Genomic DNA, 14,039 nt, shown 5'->3' on the forward strand with positions numbered 1-14,039 from the left:
GTCCTCGGCGCCGGCCGCGAATCAGGAGGCGGCACGAGGGGGCGCGGCCGGTCAGTGGGGCGGTGCGTGGGTCCGGCGCGGGCGGTACGGACGACGGTCGGAGGGGGAGCGGGGTGGCGGGACCACAGGTGGGGGAGGCGCCGCGGTGGTGTGCCGGGTGCGGCTGGTACGCGTACGGCGGAGCGCCGGGCTGCGCGGCCTGTGCCCGGCTCGTCGACGCGCTGTCGGCGGACGCCTGGGCGGAGTGTGTCCGGCGGTGGGGTGCGGAGGGTGACGAGGCCGGGCTCGCCGGGATGATCGCCGACGAGCCCGACCGGCACGACTGGCGCGTCGTGGACGCGGCCCTGGACCGGCTGGGCTGTCCCGGCTGCGGTGGCCCCCTCGGCCGGGGCCCGGTCGGCTGTGCGCCCTGTGACCGTGCGCACGGCTACCGGTACGCCGCCGTCGAGACGGACCGGCCCGGTGTGCCGCCGGGCAACGAGCACGCGGTGCGCGTCAATGTCTCCGTCGTCCGCCGCCCGGGGACGGTCTCGGCCGGTGAACTCCTCGTGCGGCGGCTGACGTTGCCGTTCCTGCTGGTGGGGCTGTTGCCGTCGACCGGGCAGGCGCAGCGGCTGGGCGCGCTGGTGCGCGGTGCCCCGTCCGCTCGCCGGGAGGAGACGGCCCGGCGGGCGGTCGAGGAGCTGTTCGGCCGCGGGTGAGCGGCGACTCGGCGGGGGCGGGGGGCGTGTGTGCCGGCGTCGGCGGTCCGGGGCCCGCGCCCGGGCCTCGGTGAGGGCGTCGGCGACGGAGTCCTGGCCCGGCGGCGGGTCGGTTCCAACGGGGCGGTGACGGGCGGTACTTCGCCGGTCGGGTGCGCTCCGGGGCGGGCGCCGCGCGGTTCCGCCCGCTGGTACGGTCCGGCCCCGTGGACGCCGATACGACGGCCGGACCGCCGGACCCCCGCCCGCTGGTCCGTGCGCAGGTCGAGACGTTGTGGGGAACGGACGCGCGGGGCAGGCTCGGTCATCCCGCCCACCACGCGGTGCTGGCCGTCCCGGGCGGCGGTGCGCAGCTGTGGGCGGGCGGCCACATACCGGACGGGCTCGCCGCGCGGCTGGCGGCGGTGCCGCTGCCGGACGGGGCGGAGCCGGGGGAGGAGCCGCCGGACGCGGTGCTGCGCTGCCGGGAGCTGCTGGAGCGGGAGCTGGGGGCGGTCGAACTCTCCTGTGTGCCGAGCCATCTGGTGCCCGCCGGGGTGCGTGCGGCCGGGGCGCCGGCTCCCGGCGGGGAGGCGGGACAGGTGGTGCGGTACGACGACCCGGGCGCGGGCCGGCTGCCGCTCGTCCGGCCGGAGGTCTGGGAGCCGGACGAGTGGCGGGCGCTGCTCGCCGGGGAGCTGGGCCCGTGGGCGCTGGCGCACCACGGGGGCCGGGTGCTGGCCCTGTGCTTCACCCCGGTCGCCTCGCCGTACGGGGCCGAGGCGGGGGTGTGGACGCATCCGGACGCGCGCCGCCGGGGGTGGGCGTCGGCGGTCACGGCCGCGTGGGCGTCGGCGTTCCCCGACGACAGGCCGCTGTTCTACAGCACGACGCGGGACAACCGCTCCTCCCGGCACGTCGCCGCCCGGCTGGGTCTGCCCCTGCTGGCCCGGCTGTGGAAGCTCTCCCGCCCGGGGCGTTCGGGCGAGCACAGGGAGCGGCCGTGGCAGGCGTGACGCCGGACGTGCCGGATGTGCCGCACGCGCCGGACGTGCCGGGTACACCGAACGCGCCGGACGTGCGGAATGTGCCGGGCACATCGAACGCGCCTTACAGAGCGAACGCGCCTTGCACAGCGAACGCGCCGGACGTGCCGGACCGGCCGTCGGGAGGCCCCGGCAGCCCCGGCAGCCATGGCAGCCACGGAGGCCACTGAGGCTCTCGGCGTTCCCGGAGCAGGGCGTTCCCGGAGCGGGGCGTTCCCCGGCAGTCCGTTCCGAGCCGCTCGCGGGCGGACGGTCACAGAAGCGGAACGGCTTCATTGCGTTTCGCTCGGACCCGCCGGCCGGGCCGGGGCACACGCGTCCCCGTGGGCACGGGCGGGAACCGGCCTGCGGCAGACGGGAGGAGAGGCGTGGGCACACGAAGGACGCCAAGGATGCCAAGGACGCGAAGGACACGAAAGAGGGGCCTCTGCGGGCTGTTGCGGCGTCTCGTCGTCGGAGTGGGTGCCGGAGTAGCTGCCGGAGCGGGCGCGGGCGTGCTCGCCGTGTGCGGGGCGTCGGCCGTCGCGCCTCCCGCGGCGGCGGCCGCACCGGCCGGGCCGGACGGCGGGGTGCGGCTGTCGGTGGAGGCGCCGGAGGAGGGCGGCCTGTACGCGGCGTCCGAGGGCGCCGAGGGGCAGCAGGACGACTTCGAGTTCTTCGTCCGGCCGCGGCACGGTGTCGCGCGGAACGTCGAGGTCACCGTCGACGCACGGGCGTTGCGCGCGGCGGGCAGTCTGCGGCCCGGGCACCGTTGCACGGGCGAGGACGGCGTCTTCCACTGCCGGTTCGACCCGCGTTCCCTGGAGTACGGGGCCCACGTCAAACCGTTCCGGCTGCGCGGCAGGGACGGGGTCCGGCCCGGGGACGGCGGCACCGTGCGGATCACCGCGCGCGCGGACAACGCGCCGTCCGCGCAGGCGCGTACCCGGCTCGTGGTGCGGCCCCCGGATCTGATCGGGAACCGGCCCGAGCGGGTGCCCGGCCGGGTGGAGCCCGGCCGACGGGCGCAGTTGCGGCCCTCGTTCGCCAACCCCGGCCGCTGGACGGTGCGTTCGTACGGGCTGAAGTTCAGCACCTACGGCGACCACCTGACGCTGGATCGGCGGTTCAGCAACTGCTGGTACGCGTCGGAGGACGCCACCCGGCAGGACGACACCACGGCCTGGTGCGAGTTCGACACACCGCTGCCGCCGCACAGCGCCTGGCGGGTGGCCCGGCCGCTCACCGGGCGTCTGGACCCGGAGATCCCCGCGGAGAGCGTCCGTTACGAGCCCGTCCACGAGAAGCGCGACAAGAAGGTGTTCTCGCGGCGCGGCGAGGGCCCCGAGCTGACGTTGGAGCGGATACCGGCGGAGAAGGTCCGCGAGGACAGCCGGCTCTCGGCGCTGGTGGTGCACGGCACGGCGCAGGTCGACTACGCGCCCGTCGTCCGGGGCACCGTGCGCGGCCGGGTCGGGCAGACGGTGAGCGTGCGCATCGGGGTCCGCAACGTCAACGGCGGCCGGCTGCCCGGCGTCAACCCCGACCACGTCGAGATCGTCCCGCCGCGGGGCACCACCGTGGTCGGCACCCCGTACGAGGTGGACGGCGATCCGATGGACGGCGCGTGCCGTGCCGTCCGCAACCGGCCGGGTGTGCGGACGTGCCCGCTGAACAGCGACGCGTTCGAGTCGGTGGACGGCCGGAAGGGCGCCGCGTCGACGGTGACGGTGCGCTTCCGTATCGACCGGAACGTGCCCGGCGCGCGCGGGGCGGTGCGTGCCGTCGGGAAGTACGACCGCACCCCCGGCAACGACACCGCCGCGCTGCCGGCCGACATCACGGGCACCACCGCCCTCGGCACCTCCGACGGCCCGGACGCCCCGGCCCTCGTCCTCACCGCGTTCGGCGGCGCCGCCACCGTGGCGGGCTGGGCCGTGCTGCTCCGCCGTCGTCTGCGACGGTCGGCGGGGGATGGGTGACCGGGCGGCCACCGGGGTGAGTTGACGGGGCGCCGGGTCAGCCGCGGGGGCCGTCGGGGGTGGTGTCGCGGGGCTCCATGTAGGACTCCGGGTCGGCCAGGGCGGCCTCGGTGGCGCTCTGGGCGGCGCCGCGGGCCGCCGCCTCCCGGCCGAGGGCGCCGCGTACCACCCGGACCGGGGACCAGCGCGCGGTCAGCACCCGGACCCGCAACTCCTCCTCCAGGGGCGGCCGCAGCCAGCTCTCCAGCGGGGCGTAGTTGCCGCCGAGGACGACGGCGGGGAAGCCCATCGCGTTGACCATCGAGGCCAGGGCCGTGCCCAGCCGCCGCCCCGCCTGGGTGACGGCGCCGACGGCCCGCGCGTCGCCCGTTGCCAGCCGTTCCAGCAGCGCGGCGAACCGGTCGCCGGCCTCCTCGCCGGGTGCCGCGCCGCCGAGGCCCGCCGCACCGAGGACGGCGTCCTGGCCGGCCACGGTCTCCAGGCAGCCGAGGGCGCCGCACCGGCAGCGCGCTCCGTCCGGGTCGACGCACATGTGGCCGATCTCGCCGGTGAACCCGTCGGCGCCGGCGAAGAGTTCACCGTCGAAGACGAAGCCGGCGCCGATGCCGATCTCGCCGGAGACGTACACGAAGTCGCGCAGCCCGCCGTGCGCCCCGCTCCACAGTTCCGCGCAGGCCGCCAGGTCCGCCTCGTTGGCGACGGTGACCGGCAGCCCGCCCGGCCACGCGGGGCCTCCTCCGCCGGGCGCCGTGCTGTCGGCTGCGGCTGAGGTGCCCGCGGGGGCGGCGGCCGGGGCGTCCTCCAGCAGCCGGGTGCGCAGCGCGGTGCGCAGATCGACGTCGTGCCAGCCGAGGTTGGGGGCGAGGCGGAGCGCGCCGGTGGCGGTCTCGACCAGGCCCGGCACGGCCAGGCCGACGCCGCAGACGGGGACGCCGCGTGCGGCGGCGCCGGCCAGGTCGGTGCGGGCCATCCGGGCGGCGCGGGCGAGGACCTGGGCGGGGGAGCGGTCCCGGTTGTCGCCGGCGCGCACCCGGTGGTCGCGTACCCGGCCGGTGAGGTCCACGAGGCAGGTGGCGAGGTGGTCGACGCCGATCTCCACGCCGAGGCCGTGCGGCCCGGCCTCGGCGTCCAGCCGCAGTCCGGTGGCCGGCCGGCCGCGGCCGGGCCGCTGCTGGCGGCCCGTCGCGGTCACCAGCCGGGCCGCGGTGAGCCGTTCGACCTGCTGGGACACCGTCGTCTTGGCGAGGCCGGTGCGTTCGGCGATGCCCGCGCGGGAGATGCCGGGGGAGTCCCGGATGACGCCGAGGACGAGCGCGGCGTTGTACCGCCGCATGGCGCTCTGGCTCGCCGGCACCTCGCCCCGGCCCCCGGCGCCCGGCGACAGCGCGGCGGGGGCGTGCGGCGGCGGCTGGGGTGCGGAGGTGTTCACCGGCGGGTCTCCTTCGGGGCGCCCGCGGGTCCGTCCGTGCGGTGCGGCGGGCGGTGCGGTGTCGGCGGGCGGCGGGTGCGGTGGTGATCGGCGGGCGGTGCGGTGTCCGTGGGCGGGCTGTGCTCGGGGGCGGGCGGTGCGGGGCTCCATCATGCCGCCCGGCATCCATTGACGTGCACCGAGGGTCGGTGTTTTAGTCCAGTCATCGCACTAAAAGTCGACGGAGCCAATGGAGGCACCCATGTCGAGCGGAGACGCCGCATCCGTCCCGTCCCTCACCCCCACCCCCGAGGACAGGTTCAGCTTCGGCCTGTGGACCGTCGGCTGGCGTGCCGCCGACCCGTTCGGTGACCCCACCCGGCCCGTGCTCGACCCCGTCGAGGCCGTGCACCGGCTGGCCGCGCTGGGCGCCTGGGGCGTCACCTTCCACGACGACGACCTCATCCCGTTCGGCACCGACGAGGCCGGCCGCGAGAAGGTGATCGCCCGCTTCAAGGCGGCGCTGGAGGAGACCGGGCTCGTGGTGCCCATGGCCACCACCAACCTGTTCGGCCACCCGGTCTTCAAGGGCGGGGCGCTCACCAACAACGACCGCGACATCCGCCGGTACGCGCTGCGCAAGGTCATGCGGAACATGGACCTGGCGGCCGAACTCGGCGCCTCCACCTATGTGCTGTGGGGCGGCCGCGAGGGCTCCGAGACCGACGCGGGCATCGATGTGCGCGCCGCGCTCGACCGGTACGCCGAGGGCATCGACACCCTCGCCCAGTACTCCGTCGACCAGGGCTACGGCCTCAAGCTGGCCCTGGAGCCCAAGCCCAACGAGCCGCGCGGCGACATCCTGCTGCCCACCATCGGGCACGCGCTCGCCTTCATCTCCCGGCTGGACCACCACGAGATGGTCGGCGTCAACCCGGAGGTCGGGCACGAGCAGATGGCCGGGCTCAACTACGTGCACGGCATCGGCCAGGCGCTGTGGTCCGGCAAGCTCTTCCACCTGGACCTCAACGGGCAGCGCGGCCCGCGCTACGACCAGGACCTGATCTTCGGTCACGGCGATGTGCTCTCCGCCTTCTTCACCGTCGACCTGCTGGAGCACGGCGGCTACGACGGGCCCCGGCACTTCGACTACAAGCCCCTGCGCACCGAGGACGCGGACGGGGTGTGGGCCTCCGCCGAGGCCAACATGCGCAGCTACCTCGCGCTGCGCGAGCGCGCCCGCGCCTTCCGCGCCGACCCGGAGGTGCAGGAGGCGCTGCGCGCCGCCCGCGTCGACGAGCTGGCCCGGCCCACCCTGGAGCCGGGGGAGACCCCTGCCGCGCTGCGTGCCGACCGCTCCGCCTTCGAGGAGTTCGACGTCGAGGCGGCCGCCGCGCGCGGTGGCGCCTTCGTACGGCTCTCGCAGCTCGCGCTGGAGCACCTGACCGGGTTCCGGGCCGCCGGGGGCACGGGCCTGTGAGCACGCTCGTCGCGGGCGTCGACTCCTCGACCCAGGCGTGCAAGGTCGTCGTCCGCGACGCCGCCGACGGCACCCTGGTGCGCTCGGGGCGCGCCCCGCACCCGGAGGGCACCGAGGTCGCGCCGGCGGCGTGGCGGGACGCGCTGCGCACCGCCGTGGCGGACGCGGGCGGCCTCGACGACGTCGCCGCCGTCTCGGTCGCCGGGCAGCAGCACGGAATGGTGTGCCTGGACGAGGACGGCGGCGTCGTACGGCCCGCGCTGCTGTGGAACGACAACCGCTCGGCGGACGCGGCCCGTTCGCTGGGGGAGGAGCTGGGCGCGGACGCGTGGGCGCGGGCCGTCGGCACACTGCCGGTGGCCTCGCTCACCGTCGCCAAGCTGCGCTGGCTCGCCGGGCACGAACCGGAGGCCGCCCGCCGCACCGCGGCCGTCGCCCTCCCGCACGACTGGCTGACCTGGCAGCTGGCGGGCCACGCGCCCGACGGCGGCACGGCGGACGTGACGGCGCTGGTCACCGACCGCAGCGACGCCTCCGGCACCGGCTACTGGTCACCGGCCGAGGGCGCCTACCGCCGCGATCTGCTGCACCGGGCGCTCGGCCGGGACGCGGTGCTGCCCCGGGTGGCCGGGCCCTGGGAGCGTGCCGGGCGGATCCCCGGCACGGGCACCGTGCTGGGGCCCGGTGCCGGGGACAACGCGGCGGCGGCCCTGGGCGTCGGCGCCGCACAGGGCGACGTCGTCGTCTCCCTCGGCACGTCCGGCACCGTCTTCGCCGTCACCGGGCGGCCCACCGCCGACCCGACCGGCACCGTCGCCGGCTTCGCCGACGCCGCCGGCGGCTTCCTGCCGCTGGTGTGCACGCTGAACGCCGCCCGGGTGCTCCAGGCCACGGCCCGGATGCTCGGCGTCGGCCTCGACGAGCTGTCCCGGCTCGCCCTCTCGGCGCCCGCGGGGGCGGACGGGCTGGTGCTCGTGCCCTACCTGGAGGGCGAGCGCACCCCCGCCCGCCCGGACGCCACCGGCGCCCTGCACGGGCTGACCCTGGCGACCTCCGACCCGGCGCACCTGGCCAGGGCCGCCGTCGAGGGCCTGCTGTGCGGGCTGGCCGACGGGCTCGACGCCGTCCGCGCGCAGGGCGTGGAGTGCCGACGGGCGGTGCTGGTCGGCGGCGGGGCGCGCAGCGAGGCCGTGCGGCGGATCGCGCCGGCCGTGCTGGGACTGCCGGTGTCCGTCCCGCCGCCCGGCGAGTACGTGGCCGACGGCGCGGCGCTCCAGGCAGCCCGGGTGCTGCGCGACGGCACCGACCCCGGCTGGCCCCCGGCCGAGGAGACCGCCCGGTACGAGGCCGACCCCGTGCCGCGGGTACGGGAGCGGTACGCGCAGGCCCGGGAGCTGGTCGTCCGGCAGACCTCGGGGTGACGCCCGTCATCCCGCGGACGGCGTGCCCCGGCATACCGTCCGGGAAGAGGCGGCGGGCCGGTGTCACGGCCGGCCCGCGCCACCGCCGCACCGGGCGCGGCAGCACCGCTCCATGAGCTCGCCTGCCCTGCCGGGGCGGGCACCGCACCACCGGGGCAGGGAGGGCGTTCGGCGCCGGCCCCGCAGAAAGAGGAAGAAGTGAACGAGTTCGACAACGTCGTCGAGCGCTTCGGCACCGACTCGGCGAAGTGGGACACCCTGCGCCGCTCGCACGGCGACCGGGCCCTCGCACTGTCCGTCGCCGACATGGACTTCCCCGCACCGGCCGCCGTCGTCGACGCCGTCACCGAGCGGGCCCGGCAGGGCGTGTACGGGTACACGGACCTGCCCGAGGACCACGCGCCGGCGTTCGCCGGCTGGCTGGAGCGGCGGCACGGCTGGCGGATCGACCCGGCGCACCTGATCGCCTGCCACCGGGTGGTGCAGGCCGTGGCCGTGATGGTCCGCATCTGGACCGAGCCGGGCGACGCGGTGCTGGTGCACTCGCCCGGCTACGCGCCGACCGCCGACACCGTGGTCCGCAACGGCCGCCGGCTGATACGCAGCCCCCTGGTACGCACCGGTGAGGGCCCCGGCGCCCGCTGGGAGATGGACTTCGACGGCATGGAGCGGGCACTGCGCGAGGAGCGGGTGCGCGCCGTCCTGCTGTACTCGCCGCACAACCCGACCGGACGGGTGTGGACGCCCGAGGAGCTGCGCAGGCTGGGCGAGCTGTGTGTCCGCCACGGCGCGCTGCTGATCAGCGACGACGTGCACGCCGACTTCTCCGGCACCGGCTATCTGGCCGCCGGCCGGCCGCACACCTTCGCGGCCTCGCTGTCCCCGGAGATCGCCCGGGCCACGGTGACCTTCGTCTCGCCGATGAAGACCTTCAACCTGGCCGGCCTGGAGATCACCGGCGTCGTCGTGCCCGACGACCGGCTGCGCACCGAGCTGGCCGAGGGGCTGCGGGCCGCGGGGGAGCACAACCCCTCGTTCTTCGCCGCCGTCGCGCTCAAGGCGGCCTACACCCACGGCGCCGACTGGCTCGACGGGCTGCTGGCCCACCTCACGGACAACCTCGCCCTCACCCGCTCCGTGCTGGAGGAGCGGCTGCCCGCACTGCGGCTGACCGAGCCCGAGGGGACCTACCTCGCCTGGATCGACTGCCGTGCCTGGAGCACGGACGAGGACCGGCTGCGCCGGTGGATCACCGACGAGCAGGGCGTCGCCGTCTCCTGGGGCAGCTCCTTCGGTCCCGGACACGAGGGCTTCCTCCGGCTCAACCTGGCCACGCCCCGGCCGCTGCTCACCGAGGCGCTGGAGCGGCTCGCGACCGCGTACGCGCTCCATCCGCCGGGCGCCGAGGGGCCGGAAGCCGAGGGTCCGGAAGCCGACGGGCCGGGCGCGGCACCGGCGACCGGCACGGCGCCCGCGACCGGCACGGCACCCGCGACCGGCACGGCGCACGGGGAGCAGCCGTGAGCCCCCGGCGCGTCCGCGCGGACGCCGCACCGGAGAAGGCGCAGAAGGCGCAGCAGGGGAAGCAGCCGGGGCAGGGGAAGCAGGCCGGGGGCGCCGCGGGGCCGCGTCGTCCGTCGCCCGCGGTGGCGCTGCTGCCGGTCGTCACGATGTTCGTCCTGCTGGGCGTGGGCAACATCGCGCTCGATCTGCCGTCCGAGCCGATGATCCTGGCCTCGGCGGTCGTGGCCGGGCTGGTGGCCGTGCGGCTGGGCCACTCCTACGAGGCGATCACCAACGCCATCGCGCAGAAGTTCGCGAAGGTCACCCCGGCCGTCCTCATCCTCATCTGCGTCGGCCTGATGATGGGCACCTGGACGGCGGGCGGCACGATCCCGATGCTCACCTTCTACGGGCTGAAGATCGTCTCGCCGCAGATGCTGCCGCTGACGGCGCTGATCGTCTCGGCGGTCGTCTCGCTGTGCACCGGCACCTCCTGGGGCTCGGTCGGCACGATCGGCGTGGCCTTCATGGGCGTGGCCGCCGGGCTGGACGCGAACCTCGGCATGGTGGCGGGCGCGGTCGTCGCCGGCGCGTACTTCGGGGACAAGCTCTCGCCGCTGTCGGACACCACCAACCTGGCCGCCATGGCCACCGGCGTGAACCTCTACACCCACATCGGCCATGTGCTGTACACGACAGTGCCCTCGTTCCTGGCCACCGGCGGCGTGATGACGGTCGCGGGGCTGAGCACCGACGTCTCCCCGGACGCGAGCCCGCAGCGGCTGCGCGAACTGACCGACGCGCTCGGCGGCGCCTACGACTTCAACCCGCTTCTGCTGCTGCCGGTGGCGATCGTCCTGGCGGGCTCGCTGCTGCGCCGGCCCAGCATCCCCGTGATGCTGCTGTCCTCGCTGGTGGCGATGGTCAACGCGCTGGTGTTCCAGGGGATTTCGCTCGCCGACACCATCACCTCGGCGGTGAGCGGCTTCAAGACGACGATGCTCACGGCACCGGGCTTCGACGCCGATTCCGTACCGGACAGCATCGTCTCGCTGCTCGACCGGGGCGGTATGCAGTCGATGATGAACACCCTGCTCATCGCGTTCTGCGCGATCGCCTTCGCCGGGATCATGTCGCTGACCGGCTCGCTGGACGTGCTGGTGGAGCGGATGCTGCGGCTCGCGCGGACCACCGGCCGGCTGATCCTCACCACGATCGCGACCGGGCTGCTGACCATCGGCGTCACCAGCAACGGACAGATCTCCATCCTGATGCCGGGCGAGACCCTCCGCGGCGTCTACGTCAAACGCGGGCTGCACCCGAAGAACCTCGGCCGCACGATCGAGGACTCGGCGTCCGTCGTCGAGCCGATCCTGCCGTGGACGGCGGCCGGCGCCTATATGGCCGGCACCCTCGGCGTCGCCACGCTCGACTATCTGCCGTGGGCGGTGCTGTGCTGGTCGGGCATGGTCTTCGCGGTGCTGTGGGGCTTCACCGGCTTCGGTATCGCCCGGCTCGGTCCGGAGGAACAGCGCGCGATGGAGGCGGAGGAGGGTGTCGGCGGCGCCGGGCCCGGCTCTTCCGGCACCGAAGCTTCCGGCGGCCCTGAGGTTTCCGGCGGTCCTGGGGCTTCCGGCGGTCCTGCCGGGAACGGCCCCGCGGGCGCGGAGACTTCCCGGGACGGCGCCTCCGACGGCGACGAGGCGGCCCGCGAGCGGGCCTCCGCCGGAGCCGCCCCCGCGGCCTCCGCGGCTTCCTCGGCTTCCCCGGCCTCTCCGGCCTCTTCGTCCCCCTCGGCACCGTCGGCGCCCACTGCCGACTGACGGCTTCCGACGGCTTGTTGCGGTCCCGCCGCGGCGTCTCTCCGCCGTACCGGACCGGCACGCTCCACCGCACCGGCCGGGCGCTCCCGTGGCGCCCGGCCGGTGCGGTTGTCCGGCATGCGGACGCACGGGTGTGCGAGCCGGGAGGGGTGTGCCATACTCCTGCGCAGGTCACGAGCGACAGCGATCAAGGCCCCGGCCCGCTGTCCGGCAACCCTCCGTCCGTGGCGGGGTGCCCCGGGTGATGACCAGGCCGCACGACAGCAGGGTCTGCGGCAAGCGCGGATCCCTCACCGCCAGGGGTCCTGGTCCGAGAGGGAGTTCCCCTGTGAGTCAGCGAATGCGCTAGGGGTGCCGTCGAAGCAGCGGCGTCCGCACCGCAGCGCGCGGACGAGGCTTCGACGCCACCCCGGGGCCAACCGCCGCCCGGCCACCGGGCGTTCCGGCCGTTCCCGGTGTTCCCGGATTCCGGGCCTTCCAGCCTCCCGGGGCCTCCGAGGTCCGCACCCGCCGGACGCCACGGCCCCGCCGCGCAGGGCGTACACGGTGGACGCAGAGGTCCGCCGCCGTCGGCCGCGCGCGGGGCTCCGGTCGCCGGAGCCGGTCGGGCCCTCCTCCGTTTCCCCCGTTCCGTCAGCCACTTGAGCTGGTCCGCCGTCCGTCACCCCTGCCTGCCCACGGGAGACCGCCATGCCGTTCAACGCCTCTTTTGCCCCGATCGATCCGCTTTCCACCGTCACGGATTCCGCCGCGACCTCCGTCGACGCCTCGGACGACACCACCGCCTCCACCGGCTCCGCCGACTGCGCCGACTCCACCGGCGAGGGAGCCTGTCGCCCCGGCGCCGCCCGGACCGGGACGCCGGCGCCCCTTCCGCTGCCCGTGCTCGGCCGCGACGTCCGTGTGCCGCTCGTCACCGGCGGCGAGGTCCCGTACGCCGCGCTCGACCAGGCCGCCAGCGCCCCCGCGCTCCAGCGGGTCTGGGACGACGTGGCCGCCTACGCCCCGTACTACGGCAGCGTCCACCGCGGTGCCGGACACCTCTCGCAGCTGTCCACGGAGCTGTACGAGCAGAGCCGGCGTACCGTCGCGGAGTTCCTCGGCTGCCGGGCGGACGACGAGGTGGTCTTCACCCGGGCCACCACCGACTCCCTCAACCTGCTGGCCTCCGTCCTGCCCGCCGGCACCCGGGTGTTCGTCTTCGAGACGGAGCACCATGCCTCGCTGCTGCCCTGGCGGGCCCACGACGTGACGGTCCTGGACGCGCCCCGCTCGCCCGAACAGGCCGTCGCCGCGCTGGAGGAGGCGCTGCACGGTGCCCCGCGGGGACCGAAGCTGGTGTGTGTGACCGGTGCCTCCAACGTGACCGGCGAGGTGTGGCCGGTACGCGAACTCGCCCGCGCGGCGCACCGGCACGGCGCGCGCCTCGTGCTGGACGCCGCGCAGCTCGCCCCGCACCGGCCCGTCGATCTGGCCGAGCTGGAGGCCGACTGGGTCGCGCTGTCCGGCCACAAGCTGTACGCGCCGTTCGGCGCCGGGGTGCTCGCCGGACGGGCCGACTGGCTGCGCGCCGCCGGGCCCTATCTGGCCGGTGGCGGTGCCAGCCGCACCGTGACCCGGGGCGCCGACGGCGGCGTGGACGTCGCCTGGCACACCGGTCCGGCCCGGCACGAGGCCGGTTCGCCCAATGTGATCGGCGCCTATGCGCTCGCCTCGGCCTGCCGGGCCCTGCGCGAGGCCGGGTTCGACCGGCTCGTCGCGCGCGAGGAGGAGCTGCTGGGCCGGCTGCGCCGCGGCCTCGCGGAGATTCCGCAGGTGCGCGAACTCTCGCTGTTCGGCCCGGAGGCGGACCGGGTCGGGGTGCTCTCCTTCGTCGTCGACGGCTGGAACAGCTCCCACTTCGCCGCCGCGCTCTCGGCCGAGCACGGCATCGGTGTCCGCGACGGCCTCTTCTGCGCCCATCCGCTGCTGCGCACGCTGCTGGGCCGCGAGCAGGACGCGCCGGGGGAGTGCGGCGCCCCCGACGCCGGGGCCGGCGAGCAGGCGCTGAACGCGATCCGCGTCAGCTTCGGCGCCGGTACGCCCGACGAGCACGTCGACCGGTTCCTCGCCGCGACGCGCGCGCTGGTACGGGACGGCGCCCGCTGGGGCTACCGCACCGAGGACGGGCGGTGCGTCCCCGACCGGGGGCCGGCGACGGACTGACCTCGCTTCCGGATCGCCAACTCGTCCTCGTACGGCGGGTGTTGGGCGGGCCGCTCCACCCCGGGAAACGCCCCGGGGTGGAGTGGCCCGCGTGCTACGCTCCCGCGCAACCGAAAGCCAGTGCGAGGTAAGCGAGGTAGCGACATGGAGCGATCCGTCCGCAATGCCGCAGTCGTCGCAGCCGCCGTCGCGGCTCTGTCCGCTGCTGCCACGACCGGGGCCATGGCCCAGCCGTCCTCTGCCGAGGGGGCCGGGACCGCCGGGACCGCTGAGAACGCCGGGACCGCCGGGACCGCCGGGACCGCCGACAATGCTGTGGCCGTGCCCGACCACATGGAGATGGCCGTTCCCGGTCACATCATGATCGCCGCGCCGGACGAGACGCTGGCCGTCCCCGGGCACATCCGGAACGCCGCCCCGGACGAGACGCTGGCCGTTCCCGGCCACATCGTGAAGTGAGCCGGTAGTCGGGAAGCCGGGACAGGAGGGCGTCCGTGGTGCTGCTGGAGGTC

General features: G+C 75.8%; 10 protein-coding genes and 1 riboswitch. Of the genes, 9 read left to right on the top strand and 1 reads right to left on the bottom strand.

Annotated features, from left to right (window positions below; all coding sequences use genetic code 11):
- The first annotated feature begins 113 nt into the window (after positions 1 to 113).
- From SCA03_RS23610 to SCA03_RS23620, 3 genes are all read left to right on the top strand, one after another.
- Positions 114 to 701 carry a hypothetical protein gene (locus tag SCA03_RS23610; protein WP_230988872.1) on the top strand — a complete coding sequence of 196 codons (588 nt, stop codon included), beginning with the start codon at positions 114 to 116 and terminating at the stop codon, positions 699 to 701.
- 206 nt (positions 702 to 907) lie between these two features.
- Positions 908 to 1,696 carry a GNAT family N-acetyltransferase gene (locus tag SCA03_RS23615; RefSeq protein ID WP_141275637.1) on the top strand — a complete coding sequence of 263 codons (789 nt, stop codon included), beginning with the start codon at positions 908 to 910 and terminating at the stop codon, positions 1,694 to 1,696.
- Between the two features lie 488 nt (positions 1,697 to 2,184).
- Positions 2,185 to 3,687: a hypothetical protein gene (locus SCA03_RS23620; RefSeq protein ID WP_141275638.1), complete on the top strand. Its 1,503-nt coding sequence runs from the start codon at positions 2,185 to 2,187 to the stop codon at positions 3,685 to 3,687.
- Positions 3,688 to 3,724: 37 nt separating this feature from the next.
- Here the strand turns inward: SCA03_RS23620 and SCA03_RS23625 are convergent, their stop codons facing one another.
- Positions 3,725 to 5,116 (bottom strand): ROK family transcriptional regulator, encoded by a 1,392-nt coding sequence (locus SCA03_RS23625; protein WP_212767216.1) that lies wholly within the window; start codon positions 5,114 to 5,116, stop codon positions 3,725 to 3,727.
- Positions 5,117 to 5,357: 241 nt separating this feature from the next.
- On the opposite strand from SCA03_RS23625, the gene xylA reads away from it, so the two are divergent.
- The 6 genes from xylA (at position 5,358) to SCA03_RS35255 (ending at position 13,986) form a co-directional block, all read left to right on the top strand.
- The gene (gene xylA, locus SCA03_RS23630; protein ID WP_030881706.1) at positions 5,358 to 6,575 is read left to right on the top strand and encodes a xylose isomerase; all 1,218 of its coding nucleotides are present in this window, start codon (positions 5,358 to 5,360) and stop codon (positions 6,573 to 6,575) included.
- Entirely contained in the window at positions 6,572 to 7,996 is a 1,425-nt protein-coding gene (gene xylB, locus SCA03_RS23635; protein WP_141275639.1) for a xylulokinase, read from the top strand. The genes xylA and xylB overlap by 4 nt, the downstream gene beginning before the upstream one ends.
- 198 nt (positions 7,997 to 8,194) lie before the next feature.
- Entirely contained in the window at positions 8,195 to 9,520 is a 1,326-nt protein-coding gene (locus SCA03_RS23640; protein ID WP_086815792.1) for a MalY/PatB family protein, read from the top strand.
- Positions 9,517 to 11,322, top strand: coding sequence for a Na+/H+ antiporter NhaC (gene nhaC, locus SCA03_RS23645; protein ID WP_211293536.1), 1,806 nt, complete (start codon positions 9,517 to 9,519; stop codon positions 11,320 to 11,322). The genes SCA03_RS23640 and nhaC overlap by 4 nt, the downstream gene beginning before the upstream one ends.
- Before the next feature lie 169 nt (positions 11,323 to 11,491).
- Positions 11,492 to 11,610: riboswitch (SAM riboswitch) on the top strand.
- Between the two features lie 402 nt (positions 11,611 to 12,012).
- A complete protein-coding gene (locus SCA03_RS23650) occupies positions 12,013 to 13,527 on the top strand; it encodes an aminotransferase class V-fold PLP-dependent enzyme (RefSeq protein WP_230988873.1) in 1,515 nt (504 codons plus the stop codon).
- A gap of 144 nt (positions 13,528 to 13,671) precedes the next feature.
- Positions 13,672 to 13,986 carry a hypothetical protein gene (locus SCA03_RS35255; RefSeq protein WP_158102306.1) on the top strand — a complete coding sequence of 105 codons (315 nt, stop codon included), beginning with the start codon at positions 13,672 to 13,674 and terminating at the stop codon, positions 13,984 to 13,986.
- The last annotated feature ends 53 nt before the right edge of the window (positions 13,987 to 14,039 follow it).

The organism is Streptomyces cacaoi (assembly GCF_006539165.1).
Lineage (GTDB): Bacteria > Actinomycetota > Actinomycetes > Streptomycetales > Streptomycetaceae > Streptomyces > Streptomyces cacaoi.